Source organism: Kitasatospora arboriphila (assembly GCF_039528095.1).
Classification (GTDB): domain Bacteria; phylum Actinomycetota; class Actinomycetes; order Streptomycetales; family Streptomycetaceae; genus Kitasatospora; species Kitasatospora arboriphila.
The window spans coordinates 1-17,893 of sequence record NZ_BAAALD010000067.1 but is presented as its reverse complement, the minus strand read 5'-3'; the positions used below and the strand labels follow the sequence as shown (position 1 = coordinate 17,893).

The 17,893-nt window shown below is 74.5% G+C and carries 16 protein-coding genes and 1 pseudogene; 10 read left to right on the top strand and 7 right to left on the bottom strand.

The features are described 5' to 3' along the window. Window positions 1–124: 124 nt before the first annotated feature. The 3 genes from gmd to ABD353_RS27810 all read right to left on the bottom strand — a co-directional run bounded on the left by gmd (window position 125) and on the right by ABD353_RS27810 (window position 3,493). Window positions 125–1,144: a GDP-mannose 4,6-dehydratase gene (gene gmd / locus ABD353_RS27820; protein WP_344626434.1), complete on the bottom strand. Its 1,020-nt coding sequence runs from the start codon at window positions 1,142–1,144 to the stop codon at window positions 125–127. 67 nt (window positions 1,145–1,211) lie between these two features. Beyond that, complete coding sequence (locus tag ABD353_RS27815; RefSeq protein ID WP_344626433.1) at window positions 1,212–2,078, bottom strand: glycosyltransferase family 2 protein; 867 nt, start codon at window positions 2,076–2,078, stop codon at window positions 1,212–1,214. Next, window positions 2,075–3,493 carry an O-antigen ligase family protein gene (locus ABD353_RS27810; RefSeq protein WP_344626432.1) on the bottom strand — a complete coding sequence of 473 codons (1,419 nt, stop codon included), beginning with the start codon at window positions 3,491–3,493 and terminating at the stop codon, window positions 2,075–2,077. Before ABD353_RS27810 ends, ABD353_RS27815 begins: the two co-directional genes overlap by 4 nt. Before the next feature lie 159 nt (window positions 3,494–3,652). Here ABD353_RS27810 and ABD353_RS27805 point away from each other — a divergent pair, with 159 nt between their 5' ends. From ABD353_RS27805 to ABD353_RS27760, 10 genes and pseudogenes are all read left to right on the top strand, one after another. Beyond that, the gene (locus ABD353_RS27805) at window positions 3,653–5,077 is read left to right on the top strand and encodes a tyrosine-protein kinase domain-containing protein (RefSeq protein WP_344626431.1); all 1,425 of its coding nucleotides are present in this window, start codon (window positions 3,653–3,655) and stop codon (window positions 5,075–5,077) included. Continuing rightward, on the top strand, window positions 5,074–6,066 hold the full coding sequence (locus ABD353_RS27800; RefSeq protein WP_344626430.1) for a GDP-L-fucose synthase family protein: 993 nt from the start codon (window positions 5,074–5,076) through the stop codon (window positions 6,064–6,066). Before ABD353_RS27805 ends, ABD353_RS27800 begins: the two co-directional genes overlap by 4 nt. Continuing rightward, the gene (locus ABD353_RS27795; protein WP_344626429.1) at window positions 6,050–6,613 is read left to right on the top strand and encodes an arsenate reductase/protein-tyrosine-phosphatase family protein; all 564 of its coding nucleotides are present in this window, start codon (window positions 6,050–6,052) and stop codon (window positions 6,611–6,613) included. The genes ABD353_RS27800 and ABD353_RS27795 overlap by 17 nt, the downstream gene beginning before the upstream one ends. A gap of 261 nt (window positions 6,614–6,874) precedes the next feature. Continuing rightward, on the top strand, window positions 6,875–8,131 hold the full coding sequence (locus ABD353_RS27790) for a Mur ligase family protein (protein ID WP_344626428.1): 1,257 nt from the start codon (window positions 6,875–6,877) through the stop codon (window positions 8,129–8,131). Window positions 8,132–8,196: 65 nt separating this feature from the next. Next, window positions 8,197–8,925, top strand: a complete 729-nt coding sequence (locus ABD353_RS27785; protein WP_030269330.1) for a type 1 glutamine amidotransferase — start codon at window positions 8,197–8,199, stop codon at window positions 8,923–8,925. A gap of 318 nt (window positions 8,926–9,243) precedes the next feature. Then, window positions 9,244–10,269, top strand: a complete 1,026-nt coding sequence (locus tag ABD353_RS27780; protein WP_030269331.1) for a 6-phosphofructokinase — start codon at window positions 9,244–9,246, stop codon at window positions 10,267–10,269. Between the two features lie 113 nt (window positions 10,270–10,382). Then, window positions 10,383–10,964, top strand: a complete 582-nt coding sequence (locus ABD353_RS27775; RefSeq protein WP_344626427.1) for a TetR/AcrR family transcriptional regulator — start codon at window positions 10,383–10,385, stop codon at window positions 10,962–10,964. Window positions 10,965–11,061: 97 nt separating this feature from the next. Continuing rightward, window positions 11,062–12,396 carry an MFS transporter gene (locus ABD353_RS27770; RefSeq protein WP_344626426.1) on the top strand — a complete coding sequence of 445 codons (1,335 nt, stop codon included), beginning with the start codon at window positions 11,062–11,064 and terminating at the stop codon, window positions 12,394–12,396. 301 nt (window positions 12,397–12,697) lie between these two features. Then, window positions 12,698–13,705, top strand: coding sequence for a 2-hydroxyacid dehydrogenase (locus tag ABD353_RS27765; protein WP_344626425.1), 1,008 nt, complete (start codon window positions 12,698–12,700; stop codon window positions 13,703–13,705). 159 nt (window positions 13,706–13,864) lie between these two features. Next, window positions 13,865–14,806, top strand: a pseudogene (locus tag ABD353_RS27760) (cytochrome c oxidase assembly protein); the annotation flags it as partial. Window positions 14,807–14,914: 108 nt separating this feature from the next. On the opposite strand, the gene sigJ reads toward ABD353_RS27760, so the two are convergent. The 4 genes from sigJ to ABD353_RS27740 form a co-directional block, all read right to left on the bottom strand. After that, a complete protein-coding gene (gene sigJ / locus ABD353_RS27755; RefSeq protein ID WP_344626424.1) occupies window positions 14,915–15,793 on the bottom strand; it encodes an RNA polymerase sigma factor SigJ in 879 nt (292 codons plus the stop codon). Window positions 15,794–15,818: 25 nt separating this feature from the next. Further along, complete coding sequence (locus tag ABD353_RS27750) at window positions 15,819–16,700, bottom strand: urease accessory protein UreD (protein ID WP_344626423.1); 882 nt, start codon at window positions 16,698–16,700, stop codon at window positions 15,819–15,821. Continuing rightward, window positions 16,697–17,374 (bottom strand): urease accessory protein UreG, encoded by a 678-nt coding sequence (gene ureG / locus ABD353_RS27745; RefSeq protein ID WP_344626422.1) that lies wholly within the window; start codon window positions 17,372–17,374, stop codon window positions 16,697–16,699. Before ureG ends, ABD353_RS27750 begins: the two co-directional genes overlap by 4 nt. Continuing rightward, a partial coding sequence (locus ABD353_RS27740) for an urease accessory protein UreF (RefSeq protein WP_344626421.1) occupies window positions 17,364–17,893 on the bottom strand: 530 nt, incomplete at its 5' end. The genes ABD353_RS27740 and ureG, both read right to left, overlap by 11 nt.

The window sequence follows — 17,893 nt, the reverse complement described above, 5'->3', positions numbered from 1 at the left end:
TCCCGCGGAGCCAACGGCACATGCACCAACAACCCCTCCCCCGCCAACCGGCGGAAGGCATGGGCGAAGCCGGTGACGCCATCGGAGACGGGCTCGTTGGTCAGCTGGACGACGACGGGCGGCGTCATGAGACGGCGGCGGAGGCATCGGCCGGGGCTGTCCGGGGCCGGGCAAGCTGGGCCAGTTCGGCGTCGACCATGATGCGGGCGAGGTCGGGGGTGAGGACGGTGGGGCGCCAGCCGAGGGCGCGCTCGGCCTTGGCGGGGTCGCCGACCAGGTCCGGGACCTCGCAGGGGCGCAGGTAGCGCTCGTCGAAGCGGACGTGCTGCTGCCAGTCCAGGCCGGCGTGTTCGAAGCAGAGGGTGAGGAAGTCGAGGACGCTGTAGCTGGTGCCGGTGGCCACCACGTAGTCGTCCGGCCGGTCCTGCTGCAGCATCAGCCACATCGCCTCGACGTACTCGGGAGCGTAGCCCCAGTCACGGCGGGCCTCCAGGTTGCCCAGGTGCAGGAGTTCCTGTTCGCCCCGGGCGATCCGGGCGGCGGCGCGGGCGATCTTGCGGGTGACGAAGGTCTCGCCGCGGCGCGGCGACTCGTGGTTGAACAGGATCCCGTTGACCGCGTAGATCCCGTACGCCTCACGGTAGTTGCGGGTCATCCAGTACGCGTAGAGCTTGGCGGCGGCGTACGGGGAACGCGGCTGGAAGGGCGTGTCCTCGGACTGCGGCGGGGCCGCGGCACCGTACATCTCGGAGCTGGACGCCTGGTAGTAGCGGCACGGCAGGCCGGTGGCGCGGATCGCCTCCAGCAGCCGGGTGGTGCCGAGGCCGGTGGTGGATCCGGTGAACTCCGGTTCGTCGAAGGAGACCCGGACGTGGGACTGGGCCGCCAGGTGGTAGACCTCGTCGGGGCGGAGCCGCTCCAGCAGGGTGGTGATCCGCGATCCGTCGGCCAGGTCGCCGTAGTGCAGAAAGAGTCGGGCGTCCGGCTCGTGCGGGTCCTGGTAGAGGTGGTCGATGCGGTGGGTGTTGAAGGCCGAGGTGCGCCGGATCAGACCGTGCACCGTGTAGCCCTTGGCGAGCAGCAGCTCCGCCAGGTAGGAACCGTCCTGTCCGGTGATCCCGGTGATCAGCGCTGTCTTCGACATGCGTCCCACGATAGAAGTGACATCGTGTCAAATCGGGCAAAACGCAACTTTACGCCTCGCAGTTGCCTCATCCGGCCCAGCGCGCCCGCAGGGCACGCAGCGCGGTGCGGGCATACGGGGAGCAGAAGATCGGCAGCGCCCACGCCCCGTGGTGGCGCCGGCAGTACACCCACCATTCGCGGGGCGGCAGTTCGCGGCGGGAGGCGACCCGGCGCAGCGCCTCGCGCAGGCCGAGGCCCGGCTCGCGGGAGCCGCGCAGCGGCGGATTGGACTCGCAGAAGCCGATGTGCCCGGGGGCGACGGCGAGGGTGCAGCCGGCCCGGCTGGCGCGGAAGCCGAAGTCGAAGTCGCCCATGCCGTGGCTGAACGCCGGGTCGAGGCCGCCGAGCCGCCGGTGGACCTCCGCGGGCACGAGGACGGCGTTGCCGTTGCAGGTGTCGCAGGCCAGTGGCGCCCGTCCGGGTTCCACCAGAGTGAGGGTCCGGGGGCGCAGACCGCGCCGGTGCAGGCGGTGGCCGGAGTACGTGGTGGTGCCGGTCCGCCGGGAGCGGGTGGCACCGACCGCGACGGCGGGCGCCTCCTGCGCGGTCGCGGTGGTGAGCAGCAGGGCCAGCGCCCCCGCGTCGAGTTCGACGTCGTCGTTGAGCCAGAGCAGGTAGTCGGCGGGTCCGGCGGCCAGGGCGTGGTCGGCGGCGATCCGCATGCCCGCGTTCCAGAACACGTCGTCGCCCGCCGGGACGACCGCCACCTCGGGGAAGTGCTCGGCCACCGCCTGCGGCGTGCCGTCCCGGCTGTCGGCGTCGACGAGGTGGACACGGACCTCGCAGCCGGGGGGCAGGCCGCACTGGCCGCGCAGGGCGTGCAGAGCGCGGAGGGTCTTCTCCCTGCGGTTGTGGCAGGTCATCAGGACGGCGACGACGGGCGGGCGGTTCACCGGTGGGGGCCCTTTCCTGCGGGGGCCGGGAGACGGTTGCCGTCCGCGGCGGCCCGCGGCGCGGGGGTGCGCGGACCGTCCGCGAACGGTCGGCCGGAACGGTCGAGCGGCACCCTGGAACGGTGCACCAGCAGACCGATCAGCAACCCCTGCTCCATCGGCAGCTGGTAGGTCAGGCAGAAGACGAGCTGTCCGGTGGCAAGCAGGGCCAGCATCAGGCCCGAGCCGCTGCGGGAACCTGCGCGGCGCAGCGACACGGCGTACACGGCGAGCAGGACGAGCAGGCCGACCGCCCCGAGGCGCAGCAGCACCTGGAGGAAGTAGTTGTGCGGGGAGACCTCCACCAGCATGCCGGAGATCTCCCGGGCGTAGCCCGCACCGAACGGGAAGCCGAACAGCCAGTCCAACGGGCCGTGCAGGGTGTCGATGAGGGAGGACCAGCCGGCCGCCCGCCAGACCAGGGTCTGGTCGTCACCGGCCGACACGGACAGGCTCGTCCCCGTGTCGCCGAGGACACCGAGGCCGTAGGCGACGGTCAGGGCGCCGGCCGCGGCCGCGGCCAGCCCTGCCGCGGCCAGCCGGCGGCCGGCGCTGGCCCGGCGGACGGCCAGCCAGCCGAGCAGCATCAGGGCGGTACACACCCACACCGTCCGGTGCTGGAGCACCAGGACGACCAGGAGGAGCGGCACCGAACACATCCGGGCCCTGGGCCCGTACCGCGGGGCGCACAGCAGGACGAGCGCGGCCTGCCCGACGACCAGCGCGGTGGGGGCGTCGAGGGCCCGGCTCTCGACGAGCCGGCCGTCCATCAGGAGATGGGTGCTGCTGGAGCCGATGCCGTGCGCGGCCCACCAGGCCAGGGCGCCCGCGGCGAGGACCGCGGCGGCGATCGGCCAGTACAGCACGACCGCGCGCATCGGGTCGGGCGAACGCGGCGCGGTCGCGATGTAGAGCGCGAAGCCGAAGACGGCGAGGAACTGGGAGCGGACCTCCAGCCCGGCAGGCTTGAGGCCGAACTGCCCGATGCCGACGAGCAGGACGCAGAGGGTCAGGAGCAGCAGTGCGGTGAGGGCGGGCAGCCCCCCGGGAGTGAGGCGGCCGGGCCCGGCGGGGTGCGCTCGGAGACCGGCGAGACGGCCCGCCCCGACCGCCAGGGCGGCGACGGTCAGGACGTCCGGCCAGGTAATACCCACTCCGCCGACCCAGACCAGCCCCGGGGCCGGTCCGGTCAAGCCGGTCTGGACGGCGGACGCGAGGACCAGGGCGGTACCGGCCCCGGTGGAGCGGGCGAACAGCCACACCAGGGTGGCCAGCACGCAGACCGCCGCGGTGCCGAGCAGCAGGGTCTGCGGCGCGCTTCCGAGAGCGGCGAGTGACGCACCGTCAGGAGATGCGGCCGGATGCAGCGGCGACATGGTGACTCCTCCGTATCGACGCACACTACGGTACGTGATGAATCGCCTACATCCGGCTATTCTCCCGAATCGGATATACACAGTCAGACCTGGACAGAAATTAGGCCCGGGCGGCATCGGCCGCCTGCGGCCCCGGCCGGACCGATGGGGTGTTGCAGGGTGGATCTGCGCGGATGTCTGAGAACACTGAGCCGGCACTGGTGGCTCGTCACCCTCCTTGCCCTGCTCGGCACCGGGGCCGGGGTCGCCGCCGCCGTGCTCTCCACGCCCGTGTACGAGGCGCGCACGCAGCTGTTCGTGGCGACCCGCAGCGGCGAGGACGCCACCGCACTGAACCAGGGCAACAACTTCAGCCAGGCGCGGGTGCGGTCGTACGCCTCCATCGTCACCAGTCGGCGGGTCACCGAGCCCGTGGTGGCGAAACTGCGGCTCGGTGTGACGCCGGAGCAGCTCGCCTCGCAGATCACCGCCGCCGCGCCGGTGAACACCGTGCTGATCGACATCACCCTGCAGGACACCGTGCCCGCCAGGGCGGCCCAGACGGCCAACGCGGTGGCCGACCAACTGCGCGCCGTCGTACAGGAGCTGGAGACACCGGCGGACTCCACCACGTCGCCGGTGCAGCTCGGGGTCACCCAGCGCGCGCAGCCGCCGGCCTTCCCCGTCTCGCCCAACCGCCGGCTGGACGTGGCCGCCGGACTGCTGGTCGGACTGCTGCTGGGCATCGGGGCCGCCGCCCTGCGCCAGGCACTGGACACCACCGTCTCCACGGCGGAGCAGCTCGGCGAGCTCGCCGGGGTACCGGTGCTGGGCGAGGTCCCCTACGACCGGTCCGCCCCGGCGGACCCGTTGGACCGCGCCGCCGGGGGCTGGTCGGCCCGTTCCGAGGCCATCCGCCAGCTCCGCACCAACCTGCAGTTCGCCCAGGTCGACGACCGGCCCCGGGTGGTCGGGGTGACCAGTGCCCTGCCCGGCGAGGGCAAGACCACCACGGCCGCCAACCTGGCGCGCTCACTGGTCGAGGCCGGCGACCGGGTCTGCCTGGTCGACGCGGACCTGCGCCGCCCGCAGGTCGCCGAGGTCTTCGGGCTGGTCCGCGACGCCGGACTGACCAGCGTGCTCATCGGCAGCGCTGCGATCGAGGACGTCATGCAGAACGCGGCCGGGCTCGACGTGCTCACCAGCGGCACGATCCCGCCCAACCCCGCCGAGCTGCTGGCCTCGGCCCGGATGCACCATGTCCTGCAGTCCCTGGCAGAGCGCTACGACCATGTGGTGGTGGACACCGCCCCGCTGCTGCCCGTCGCCGACACCTCCGGCCTCGCACCGTTCACCGACGGAATGCTGCTGGTCGTCAGGGCCCGCCGCACGAGCCGGGACCGTATCCGGGCGGCCACCGACGCCCTGCGCGCCGTCGGCGCCAGGCCGCTCGGCGCTGTACTCGACATGGTCCCGGCCGCCAAGGGCGCCCGCAGCGGCTACGGCTACGGCTACGGCTACGGCGAGCCCGTCCCCAGGCCCGCCGGCTCGGACGAGCGGGGTGCCACCGACCAGGCGCCGCTGGCAGGACGGTCCGCCCGGTGAGCGCCGCACCGTACCCGCTGCCCCGTGACCGCCGCATCTGGGTGGCCGGCCACCGCGGGCTGGTCGGCGCGGCCGTCCTGCGCCGGCTTCGGGCCGAGGGCTTCACCGATATCGTGACCCGCACCTCGGCCGAACTCGACCTGCGCGACGCGGCCGCGGTGCACCGCTTCCTCGCCGAGCAGCGCCCGTACGCCGTGGTGCTGGCCGCCGCCCGGGTCGGCGGCATCGCCGCCAACGCGGCGCACCCGGTGGAGTTCCTCTCCGACAATCTGCGCATCCAGCTGAACGTCCTCGACACGGCCCGCGCCGTCGGCGTCGAGCGGCTGCTGTTCCTGGGCTCCAGCTGCATCTACCCCAAGCACGCCCCGCAGCCGATCCCGGAGAGCGCCCTGCTGACCGGCCCGCTGGAGCCCACCAACGACTCCTACGCCGTCGCGAAGATCGCCGGGTTGCTGCACGTCCGGGCAAGCCGCCGGCAGTACGGGATGCGCTGGATCAGCGCCATGCCCACCAACCTCTATGGGCCGGGCGACAACTTCGACCTGCGTACCAGCCACGTGCTGCCCGCCCTGCTGCGGCGCACCCACGAGGCCCGTGAACGCGGCGCGGACACCCTCGTCCACTGGGGCAGCGGCACGCCCCGCCGGGAGTTCCTGCACGTCGACGACCTCGCCGACGCCTGCCTCTTCCTGCTGGAGCACTACGACGGCGACGACCCGGTCAACGTCGGCACCGGGCTGGACACGACCCTGCGCGAACTCGCCGACCTCGTGGCCGCGACCGTCGGTTACCGGGGCCGGATCCACTGGGACACCACCAAACCGGACGGCACCCCGCGCAAACTGCTCGACGTGTCCCGGCTGACGGCACTCGGCTGGAAGGCAGGCATCGACCTTGAGCACGGAGTCGCCCGCACCTACGCCTGGTACCGCGAGCACTCCGGGCGCGGGGACGCCGAGGCTGTCGGTCCTGATGGTGTGCACGGCTAACCTCTACCGCTCGCCGCTCGCCGAGCACCTCCTGCGCCACCGGCTCGGACAGGCCGGGGCGGCCGGGGTGCACGTCGCCAGCGCGGGCAGTCTGGCACGGCCCGGCGACCGGCTTCCGGCGGCGACGGCCCAGCGGCTCGCCGAGGCCGACGGTGCCGGTTTCGCCGAACGCTTCGTGCCGCGACGGCTCACTCCCGCCCTGGTCGCCGGGGCGGACCTGGTGCTCGGCCTGGCCCAGGAGCACCGGGAGGCCGCGGTGCGGCTGCACCCGGTGGCCCTGCGCCGCTGCTTCACCCTGCTCGAGTTCGTCCGGTTGTCCGAACAGGACGAACCGCACGGGTCGGCCGGCCCCGGCGGCACGGCGGCGGCCGGCCGGGAAGCCGTGGCCCGGGCGGCCGCGCGACGCGGACTCGGTCCGCCGGCCACGGCGGAGGCGGACTCCGTGGCCGATCCGGCCGGCGGTCCGCCGGAGGAACTGCTGCACTGCGCGGCCCTGATCGAAGCGGCGGTCGACAGGCTGGCCGCCGTCCTGTGCCCCCCGAGGTGAGACGCGCCCGTTCCGGCCGCCGCGCCCCGGCCGGACGCCCGCCGCTCCCGCCGCCCGACGGGCCGCTGACGGTGCGTCGGGCGGGCGGGCTCAGGTCCGCTCCCCGGCACGGTTTCCGGCTCCTCCGGGCCCGTCTCGGCAGGCCGCGAAGGGTCCTGCGCTCAGAGCCCGCCGCCGGAGTGGGTAGGCTGGCCCCCGTCCCTGCCGTCCGACGGTCCCGCACGACCGGGGCGGCGCCGCAGCAAGGAGGAACCACTGAGCATGCAAGGCACCGGTCCGGAAGCCGCACGCGACGCCTCGCTGCCCGCCCGCGCCAAGATCGCCGTGACGGCCGGCAAGATGGCCGCCGCCCTCTCGCAGAAGGCCGGGCGCGGCAGTGGTTCGGTGATCGGCGGCAAGATCGCGCTCAAGCTCGACCCCGATCTGCTGGCCACCCTGTCCGAGCACCTCGACGTGGTGCTGGTCAGCGCGACCAACGGCAAGACCACCACCACCCGGCTGATCGCCGAGGCGCTGCGCGCCGCGGGCCCGGTGGTCTCCAACGCCCTGGGCGCCAACATGCCGGCCGGCATCACCGCCGCGCTGGCGGGCGGCTCGGACGCGCGCTTCGGCGTGATCGAGGTGGACGAGAAGTACCTCGCGACGGTCGCCCGGGACACCCGGCCCAAGGCCATAGCGCTGCTGAACCTCTCCCGCGACCAGCTGGACCGCGCCGCCGAGACCCGCATGATGGCGGAGAAGTGGCGCGAGGGTCTCAAGGACTCGGACGCGGTGATCATCGCCAACGCCGACGACCCGCTGGTGACCTGGGCCGCCTCGTCCTGCAAGAAGGTGGTCTGGGTGGCCGCCGGGCAGGCGTGGAAGGAGGACGCCTGGTCCTGCCCGTCCTGCGGCGGCGTGATGCAGCGCCCCGGCGAGGACTGGTTCTGCTCGCAGTGCGGCTTCCGCCGCCCGAACCCGCACTGGGCGCTGCAGGGCACCCACGTCATCGACCCGCACCGCGGTGCCTGGCCGATCCAGCTGCAGCTGCCCGGCCGCGCCAACCTGGCGAACGCCACCAGCTCGGCGGCGGTCGCGGCGGTCTTCGGCGTCGCCCCGCAGGTCGCGCTGCAGCGGATGCAGACGGTCGCCGCGGTCGCCGGCCGCTACGACGTGGTGCAGTACCAGGGCCGCGACGTGCGCCTGCTGCTGGCGAAGAACCCGGCCGGCTGGCTGGAGACCTTCACGCTGATCGACCAGCCGCCGGCGCCGGTGGTGCTGTCGGTGAACGCGCTGGACGCGGACGGCACCGACACCTCCTGGCTGTGGGACGTCGACTACGAGCGCCTGGCCGGCCACCCGATCTTCGTGATGGGCCAGCGCAAGCTGGACCTGGCGGTCCGGCTGGAGGTCGCCGGGCTGCAGTTCCAGGTGGTGGACACCCTGGAGCAGGCCGTCCGGCTGGCGCCGCCCGGCCGGATCGAGGCGATCGCCAACTACACCGCCTTCCAGCAGCTGCGCAAGGCGGTGGCGGTCTGATGTCGTACCCCGCCGACCCGCAGTTCCAGCAGCCTCAGCAGCAGCAGTACGGAAGGCCTTCGAGGATGAACGAGAGCAGCCTGCGCCTCGTCTGGGTGTACCCGGACCTGCTCAGCACGTACGGCGACCGCGGCAACGCGCTGGTCGTCGAGCGGCGGGCGCGGCAGCGCGGCCTCGGGGTGACCCGGATCGACGTGCGCTCCGACCAGGCGGTGCCGACCAGCGGCGACATCTACCTGATCGGCGGCGGCGAGGACCGTCCGCAGCGGCTCGCCGCGGAGCGGCTGCGCAACGACGGCGGTCTGGTCCGCGCCGCCGAGAACGGTGCGATCATCTTCTCGGTCTGCGCCGGCTACCAGATCCTCGGCCGCGAGTTCATCAACGACCTCGGCGAGCGCGAGCCGGGCCTCGGCCTGCTCGACGTGTGGACGACCCGCGGCGAGGGCTCCCGCTGCGTCGGCGACGTGCTCGCCGACGTCGACCCGGCGCTCGGCCTGCCGCAGCTCACCGGTTTCGAGAACCACCAGGGCGTCACGCACCTCGGCGAGGGCGTCAAGCCCCTGGCGAACGTGCGGACGGGCCGCGGCAACGGCACCGGCGACGGCACCGAGGGTGCGTACCGCGACACCGTGTTCGGCACCTACCTGCACGGCCCGGTGATGGCCCGCAACCCTGCCGTCGCCGACATGCTGCTCAAGCTGGCGCTGGACGTCAGCGCGCTGCCGCCGGCCGACACGACCTGGTACGACGCGCTGCGCGCGGAGCGCATCGCGGCCACCAGCCAGCCCGCCTGAGTCCGACGAAGGGTGTCCGGTTGACCGCATTGCGGTCAACCGGTGCCATGCGGGCGGGATGCATAAGAGAATAGGGATCGCTGGACGCAACCCTCCTCGGCGTCCGGCTGCAGATTGCGCGGACGCGTCGACGATGCCGCTCCCGCTCGGCTCCTGCCCGGCCGGACGCAGGAACCGTATGCTGTGCCATGGTCGCCCCCGGTTGAAGACGCCCGGGTGCGACCTGTCCGCGGTGGCGACACCGAGGTGGTAGTCCGGCCTCCGGTTCTTCCCCCCAGCCTGGCGGCTGGGAGGTGCCCCCAGGGGAGTTGCAAAGCAATGCGTATTGGTGTCCTGACCAGCGGCGGTGACTGCCCCGGCCTGAACGCCGTGATCCGTTCCGTGGTCCACCGGGGGGTGGTCGACCACGGCGACGAGATCATCGGTTTCCAGGACGGCTGGCGCGGCCTCCTCGAAGGCGTCCACCGTCCTCTCACCCTGGAGTCGGTGAGCGGCATCCTCGCCCAGGGCGGCACGATCCTCGGGTCCTCCCGGGTCCAGCCGAGCCACCTGCGGGACGGCGTCGAGCGCGCCAAGCAGCACTGCAAGGACCTCGGGATCGACGCGGTCATCCCGATCGGCGGCGAGGGCACCCTGAAGGCCGCGAAGCTCATGAGCGACGCGGGCCTGCCGGTGGTCGGCGTGCCGAAGACGATCGACAACGACATCGCCTGCACCGACGTCACCTTCGGCTTCGACACCGCCGTCTCGGTGGCCACCGACGCGCTGGACCGCCTCAAGACCACCGCCGAGTCGCACCAGCGGGTCATGGTCGTCGAGGTGATGGGCCGTCACACCGGCTGGATCGCCCTCAACGCGGGCATGGCGGCCGGCGCGCACGCGATCGTGGTGCCCGAGCGCCCCTTCCACATCGACAAGCTGACCGACGTGGTGCGCGAGCGCTTCGACCGGCACAAGAAGTTCGCGATCGTGGTCTGCGCCGAGGGCGCCAAGCCCGAGCCCGGCACCATGCCGTGGGAGGAGGGCACCAAGGACATGTACGGCCACGAGCGGTTCACCGGCATCGCCACCCAGCTCTCCCGTGAGCTGGAGCACCGGCTCGGCAAGGAGGCCCGTCCGGTGATCCTCGGCCACACCCAGCGCGGCGGCACCCCGACCGCCTACGACCGGGTGCTCGCCACCCGCTTCGGCTGGCACGCGGTGGAGGCCGCCCACAAGGGCGCCTTCGGCCACATCACCGCGCTGCAGGGCACCGACATCCGCCTGGTGCCGCTCGCCGAGGCGGTCGCCGAGCTGAAGACCGTGCCGCAGGAGCGCTACACCGAGGCCGAGACGGTCATCTGACCGGCCCGTCCCGCAGCTCTTCGGGAGCCCCGTCCGCCGCCTCGGCGGGCGGGGCTCCTTCTCTTCTCCAGCCTTTCTTGACCGATCGATCCAGTTAGCGCTATGGTCTTCCCATGGCAAGGACCAAGGAGTTCGACCCGGACGCGGCGCTGCAGGCGGCGCTGGAGCTGTTCTGGGAGCGCGGGTACGAGGCGACCTCGATGGCCGACCTCACCGGGCACCTGGGCATCGGCCGCGCCAGCCTGTACGCCACCTTCGGCGGCAAGCACGAGCTGTTCCTCAAGGCGCTCGACCGCTACCGGGAGAACACCGACGCCAAGCTGCTCGCCGAGCTCTCGCAGCCCGGCGCGGCCCTGCCCACGGTCCGCGCCGTGGTGCGGCGCTTCGCCGACGAGGCGGTCCGCGAGCAGCGGCACCGCGGCTGCCTGATCACCAACACCGCCACCGAACTCGCCACCCGCGACCCGGACGCGGCCCGCCGCGTCCGTGCCAGCTGGGACACCCTGGAGACGCTCACCGCCGGCGCGCTGGCCCGGGCGCAGGCCCAGGGCGAGCTGGCACCGGAGAAGGACCCGCGGGCCCTCGCCCGGCTGCTGCTCACCGTGATGCAGGGCATGCGGGTGATCGGCAAGGCGGGCGACGACCCGCGGCGGGTCACCGACGCGGCGGACCTCGCCCTGTCACTGCTCGGCTGAGCCCCTCGGCCCGGACCGACAGCTCCACCGGCCGCTCCTCGGCGGCCCTCTGCACGGCCTTATATTGAACCGAACGGTACAGAAAGAGGGGGAGACCATGGCTGCCACGGCCATCACTCCGACGTCCACCGGCGCACCGGCGCCACGCACCGCACCCGGCTTCGCCCTGCTCGGCACCGTCCAGGCGACACTGATCTTCACCCTGATGGCGATCTCCGTGCCGCTGCCCGACATCGGCCGCGAGTTCGGCCTCGACCACAGCCGGCTCGTCCTGCTCAACGCCGCCTACGGGCTCTCCTTCGCCGCCCTGCTGCTGCTCGGCGGCCGGCTCACCGACCGCTACGGCGGCCGCCGGATGCTCACCACCGGCCTGGTGGTGCTCGGCCTCGCCTCGATCGCCGCCCCGCTCGCCCCCGGCTACACCGCCCTGCTGCTGCTCCGCTTCCTCCAGGGCGCCGCCGCGGCCCTGGTCGCCCCGGCCGGCATGGCCGTCCTCAAGACCCTGCTGCCCGGCCCCGCGGCCTACGGCCGGGCGATGGCCACCTGGGGCGGACTCTCCGTGCTCGGCGCCACCACCGGCAACCTCGCCTCCGGGGCCGTCGCCAGCTGGCTCTCCTGGCGCTGGATGTTCGCCGTCCCGGTGGTCGTCGCCGCCGCCGCCCTCGCCCTCGCCCCCGCACTGCTGCCCCGCGACCCCGCCCGCGACCGGCGCCCCGCCCTCGACCTGCCCGGCGCCGTCCTCGCCACCGCCGGCACCGTCCTGGTCAGCTACGGCCTCGTCCTCACCGAGACCGGCGGCTGGCAGCTGCCGCTCGCCCTCGGCCTGCTGCTGCCCGCCGCCGGAGTGCTCCGCGAGCGGCGCGCCGCCGAGCCGCTGCTGCCGCTCGGCTTCCTGCGCGGCGGACGCCGCCTGCTCGGCCTGGCCGCCACCCTGCTGAGCGCCGGCGGCACCGCCACCCTCTTCCTGCTGCTCACCCTGCACCTCCAGCAGGACCTGGGCTGGACCCCGCTCGCCACCTCCGGCGCCTTCCTCCCCTACGCCGCCGCACTGCTCCTCGGCGGGCAGGCCGCCGGGCCGCTGGTCGGCCGGGTCGGGCCGAAGGCCGTCACCGCGATCGGCCTGGCCACCGGCACCGCCGGCCTGTTCGCCCTCGCCCACCTCGGCACCGGCTCCGGCTACCTGCCGCTCGTCCCCGGGCTGGTGCTGCTGCCCTTCGGCGCAGCCCTCGCCTTCGCCGGAGCCGCGGTGCTCGCCACCGACGGCGTCCCGGAGGAGCAGATCGGCCTGGCCGGCGGCGTGCTCAACACGGCGATGGAACTCGGCCCGACCGTCCTGCTCACCGCCCTCCTCACGGTCGGCTCCGGCGGCGCCGCGCTGGCCGCCGCCGGCGCCCTCTTCGCCCTCACCGCCCTCGCCGGCACCCTCACCTGACGGCCAGGCCCCAGGGCGTGGGGAACTGCGCAATTCGGATGCGGTCGCCACAACAGCATCGGGCCAAGCCCTGATCTGTACGACGACCCGCCCCCGGACTGCGCAGTCCCCGCGCCCCTTTCGGTGCCCCCACGCGCCCCCCGGCGAGGCTGACCGGTCGGCCCCACCAGGGGCGCGTGGGGGCACCTGCCGCCGGTCCGGCGGGACGATCGGCCCATGGCCGGGGTCCGGGGCACACCATAGGTTGGGTGAGCGGCCGGGGCGCCCGGCCCGCCCCGCGCGAGCAGGAGGAGCAACCCCGATGGAGATCCTCGCCTACGGCGTGCAGACCGACGAGCGTCCGCTGCTGGACGCGGCGTTCGCCGGCCGGCACCCGCTGCGCATGCTGGACGTCTTCCTCACCCGGGACACCGCCCCGCTCGCCGACGGCTTCCCGGTGGTGTCCAGCAGCGTCAACGACGAGCTGGACGGCGTGGTGCTGGCCCGGCTCGCCGCGGGCGGCACCAAGCTGGTCACCCAGCGCTCCACCGGCTTCAACAACATCGACCTGGCGGCCGCCCGCGACCTCGGCCTGACCGTCGCCCGGGTCTCCCACTACTCCCCGCACGCCGTGGCCGAGCACGCCTGGGCGCTGGCGCTGGCCGTGAACCGGCGGCTGCTGCGGGCGGCGAGCCGCACCCGCGAGTTCGACTTCCGGCTGGACGGCCTGCTGGGCCGGGACGTCCACGGGATGACCGTCGGCGTGATCGGCACCGGCAAGATCGGCGAGTGCTTCGCCCGGATCGCGCACGGCTTCGGCACCGAACTCCTCGGCTGGGACGTCGCCCCCAACCCGGCCTGCCGGGAGCTCGGTCTGCAGTACGTCGAGAAGGACGAGCTGCTGGAGCGCAGCGACCTGGTCAGCCTGCACGTGCCGCTGCTGCCGGACACCCGCCACCTGATCGACGCGGCCGCGCTCGCCCGGATGAAGGACGACGCGATCCTGGTGAACTCCAGCCGCGGCGGCCTGGTCGACAGCGCCGCGCTGGTCGAGACGCTGCGGTCCGGCCGGCTCGCCGGGGTCGGCCTGGACGTGTACGAGGAGGAGACCGGCGTCTTCTTCACCGACCGGTCGGTGCACGGGGTGGCCGACGACGTGCTGGCCCGGCTGATGACCTTCCCGCACGTGCTGGTCACCTCCCACCAGGCGTACTTCACCAGGACCGCGGTCGGCCAGATCATCGCGGCGACCGTCCGCAACGTCGAGGACTTCGCGGCCGGCCGCACCGGCGAGAACACCCTCGTCCCGGCCGCCGGCGCCGCCGGCTGACCGCGCCGCGTCCGCCGGGGCCGGGGCCGGGTTCGGTCGGTTCGTAAGCGCCGCCTAGGCTGTGCCGGAAGCAAAACGGACGAACCGGACCGGCCTGCGGGCGGGTCCGGTCGGCACCAGCGAAGGCAGGACGCGCCGATGGGCGACGGCATGGCAGGGATGCACCACCACGGCGGAACGGGCACGCTCGGCCCGTACAGCCCGTCCGCCGCGCTCGGCTGGTCGCCGGACTGGCCCTTCCTGATCGGCGCGGTGCTCGCCCTCGGCCTCTACACGGCGGCCGCGATCCGGCTGTGGCGGCGCGGCGACAAGTGGCCGGTCGGCCGGATGATCGCCTGGACGGCGGGCACCGGCACGGTCGTCCTGGTGACCTGCACCGGGCTGAACGACTACGGCATGGTGCTGTTCAGCGCGCACATGATCCAGCACATGGTGCTGTCCATGCTCTCCCCCATCCTGCTGCTGCTCGGCGCCCCGATCACGCTGGCGCTGCGGGCCCTGCGCCCGGCCCGCAAGGGCAGCGGCCGCGGTCCGCGCGAGCTGCTGGTGGCCCTGCTGCACAGCCGGTACGTCCGGGTGGTCTCGCACCCCGGCGCCACCATCCCGCTGTTCGTCGCCAGCCTGTACGCGCTGTACTTCTCGCCGCTGTTCGACCACCTGATGCAGTACCGCCTCGGGCACCTCGCGATGATGGTCCACTTCCTGGCAGTCGGCATGCTCTTCTTCTGGCCGATCATGGGCGTGGACCCGGGTCCGCACCGGCCGGGCTACATCATGCGCATCCTGGAGCTCTTCGTGGGGATGCCGTTCCACGCCTTCTTCGGCGTGGCCGTGATGATGGCGACCCACCCGCTGGTGACCACCTTCACCGACGCCGCCGCGCCGCCCGGCACCAAGCTGCTGGACGACCAGGAGCTGGCCGGCGGCATCACCTGGGCGTTCGGCGAGATCCCGACCGCGATCGTGCTGATCGCCCTGACCCTGCAGTGGGCGCGGTCCGAGGAGCGGCAGGCCCGCCGCCGCGACCGTGCCGCGGACCGGGACGGCGACGCCGAGCTCGCCGCCTACAACGCCTACCTGGCCGCGCTCGACCGCCGCGGCCGCGCCGCCGCCGCGGACGGAGCCCCCGCCTGCCGCCCCCGCCACGAGCCCCGCCCCGTACGCACCGGGCGGGGCTCGCCGCCGTTCGGGGCCGTGCCCGGGCCGGGGTCAGTCCTCCAGGAGATCCAGGTCGAGCCGGGCCAGCCGCTCCGGGTCGGCCAGGATGTCGATGGCGACGATCAGGCCGTCGGCGACCACGAAGTCCATGACCGAGACCGGCCGGCCGTCGACCACGGTGACCGTGCCGGCCCCGCCGTTGACCAGCGCCGGCCGGGAGAACGGCGCCATGTGCCGGAACCGGAACGCCTGCGAGGCCACCTCGCGGGCCCCGCGCACCACGATCAGCGGCGCGGCCGGGCCGTCGTCGGCGCGCAGCACCACCTCCGGGTGGAGGACGGCGACCAGCGCCTCGAAGTCGCCGCCGCGGGAGGCGGCGAGGAAGGCGTCCACCACCTCGCGGCGGCGTACCGGGTCCGGGTCCGGTGCGGGGGCCGCGCCCTGGACGCGCCGCCGGGCACGGCTGGCGAGCTGCCGGGCGGCGGCCGGGGTGCGGTCCACGATCGGCGCGATCTCGTCGAACGGCAGGCCGAACATGTCGTGCAGCACGAAGGCCAGCCGCTCGGCCGGGGCGAGCTGCTCCAGCACGACGAGCAGGGCGAGCCCGACCGAGTCGGCGAGCAGCGCCTGCTGTTCGGGGTCGGTGCCGTCGGCGTTCGCCACGACGGGGTCGGGCAGCCGCTCGCCGATCGGCTCCTCGCGGCGGGTCCGGCGGGTGCGCAGCATGTCGAGGCAGACCCGGCCGACCACGGTGGTGAGCCAGCCGCCCAAGTTCTCCACCTCGTCGGCGTCGGTGCGGCTCAGCCTCAGCCAGGCCTCCTGCACCGCGTCGTCGGCCTCGCCGAGCGAGCCCAGCATCCGGTACGCCACCGACCGCAGATGGCCGCGGTGGCTCTCGAAGCGCTCGGCCAGCCAGTCGTTCCGGTCCATCGGGCCCCTCCTCGTCGGTGTGCTCTCACCTCTCTGACGTTCGGGCGGCCGCGGACGTGACGGTTCCGCCCGAACCGTTCCGGCCGGTGCCGGGTGCGAGCAGCCGGCGCAGGGCGAGGGCGTCCGGGGCGAGGGCGGTGAGCAGGGTGGCGGGCGGGCCGTCGGCGGGGCCGGGCAGGGTGAGCAGGGCGGCGTCGGTGCCGTCCGGGGGCGGCGGCGGGGCGGGCAGGCCGACGGTGAGCAGTTGTCCGACGGTGCGGTGCGGGCCGAGGACGGCGGGGCCGTCCCAGCCGGGGGCGCCGGGGCCGAGGTCGGTCTGCTGGTCGAGCAGGACGCGGCCGGCCGGGGCGGGGCCGGCCAGGTGGACGGTGAGCCGGGCGGTGATCCGGCCGGGCGGGGCGCCGCGGGTGTGGTCGTGCAGCCGGCCGAGCACCTGTTCCTCGCGCAGCCGCAGCCGGGCCCCGGGGGCGAGGTGGACGACGGTGGTGAGCAGCAGGCGGCTGCCGGCGGCGGCGATGACGGGTTCGGGGCGCCAGTCGAGTTCGGCGTCCTCACCGACGGTGAGGTGCAGCTCGTAGCGGGCGGGGGCGCCGCCGCGGCCGGGGAGGCTGACGGTGGCGGCGGCGCTGGTGACGGTGAGGGCGGCGCCGGGCCGGACCTCGGCGTGCAGGGCGAGCCGGTCGCCGCCGAGCGGGGCGGCCATCGAGCCGATCACGCAGACGTGGGCGGTGCCCGGGGCGCCGCGGGTGCGGCGCAGGGCGAGCGGGCCGGCGCCGGCGAGGACGGGCAGGGCGGTGCCGCCGCGGCCGTCGGGGGCGGCGGTGATCCGGGCGGTGGCGTCGACGGCGGCGGGGTGCGGGGCGGTGGTGTGCCCGGCGGCCGGGTGCCGGGCGCCGGTGACGGTCACCGTTCGGCGAGCCGGGCGCGGACCCAGGCGGCGACCGGGGCGATGCCGTCCGGGGTGGTGAGGGCGGTGAAGACGGTGGGCAGGCCGCCGCGCTGGGCCTCGGCGTCGCGGGCCATCACCGCGAGGTCGGCGCCGACCAGCGGGGCGAGGTCGGTCTTGTTGACGACGAGCAGGTCGGAGGTGGAGACGCCGGGGCCGCCCTTGCGGGGGATCTTGTCGCCGCCGGAGACGTCGATGACGAAGATCTGGTGGTCGACCAGGCCCCGGCTGAAGGTGGCGGTGAGGTTGTCGCCGCCGGACTCGACGAGCACCAGGTCGAGCGGGCCGACGGTCTCCTCCAGTTCCTCGACGGCCTCCAGGTTGGCGGAGATGTCGTCGCGGATCGCGGTGTGCGGGCAGCAGCCGGTCTCGACGGCGGCGATCCGCTCGGGCGGCAGGACGGCGTTGCGCAGCAGGAACTCGGCGTCCTCGGTGGTGTAGATGTCGTTGGTGACGACGGCGAGCGAGATCTCGTCGCGCAGTTCCCGGCAGAGCGCGGCGACGGTGGCGGTCTTGCCGGAGCCGACCGGGCCGCCGAGGCCGATCCGCAGGGCGCGGCGGGTGCGGGTGCGGGTCTGCTCGGTCCAGGTGTGGCGGGCGGGGGCGTCGTGGGGGTCGACGTGGTCACGATGCAAAGAGGCGGACCTTCCAGGAGCGGTGCTGTTCGGCGTGGACGTCGAGCAGCGGGGCGGAGGCGGCGGGCAGGGTGCCGCGGGCGGCGGCGGCGGTGGCGCCCGCGGCCACGGTGTCGAGGTCGGGGGCGAGCCGGGCCAGCACGGCGGCGACCTGGTAGGGGTCGAGGCCGAGCAGCCGGACGCAGGCGGTGGCGGGGCCGTTGACGCTCTCGTACGCGGCGAGGGCGGCGGCGTCCGCGGGGGTGAGCCCGGCGGCGCGGGCGGTGGTGCCGAGCGCGACGGGGTGGTGGGGGCCGCGGGGGTGGGTGCTGTGCAGCAGGTCGAGGGCGGGGTGCGGCCAGGCGGCACGGGCGGCGCGCAGCAGTTGGCGGCCGAGGCGGCGGCTGGTGTCGCGCAGGGCGGGCGAGGGGGTGCGGGCCTCGGCGGCGGCGTCGAGGGCGGCGAGGTCGGCGTCCTGGCGGGGGGGGGGGGGGGCCGGGGCGGGCGGGGCGGGGGGGGGGGGGGGGGGGGGGGCGCGGG

Bases quoted from the DNA above. Each gene is read 5' to 3' on its own strand.
- gmd (WP_344626434.1), bottom strand. From the start codon at position 1,144: ATGTCGAAGACAGCGCTGATCACCGGGATCACCGGACAGGACGGTTCC.
- ABD353_RS27810 (WP_344626432.1), bottom strand. From the start codon at position 3,493: ATGTCGCCGCTGCATCCGGCCGCATCTCCTGACGGTGCGTCACTCGCC.
- ABD353_RS27795 (WP_344626429.1), top strand. From the start codon at position 6,050: ATGGTGTGCACGGCTAACCTCTACCGCTCGCCGCTCGCCGAGCACCTC.
- ABD353_RS27790 (WP_344626428.1), top strand. From the start codon at position 6,875: ATGCAAGGCACCGGTCCGGAAGCCGCACGCGACGCCTCGCTGCCCGCC.
- ABD353_RS27785 (WP_030269330.1), top strand. From the start codon at position 8,197: ATGAACGAGAGCAGCCTGCGCCTCGTCTGGGTGTACCCGGACCTGCTC.
- ABD353_RS27780 (WP_030269331.1), top strand. From the start codon at position 9,244: ATGCGTATTGGTGTCCTGACCAGCGGCGGTGACTGCCCCGGCCTGAAC.
- ABD353_RS27775 (WP_344626427.1), top strand. From the start codon at position 10,383: ATGGCAAGGACCAAGGAGTTCGACCCGGACGCGGCGCTGCAGGCGGCG.
- ABD353_RS27770 (WP_344626426.1), top strand. From the start codon at position 11,062: ATGGCTGCCACGGCCATCACTCCGACGTCCACCGGCGCACCGGCGCCA.
- ABD353_RS27765 (WP_344626425.1), top strand. From the start codon at position 12,698: ATGGAGATCCTCGCCTACGGCGTGCAGACCGACGAGCGTCCGCTGCTG.
- sigJ (WP_344626424.1), bottom strand. From the start codon at position 15,793: ATGGACCGGAACGACTGGCTGGCCGAGCGCTTCGAGAGCCACCGCGGC.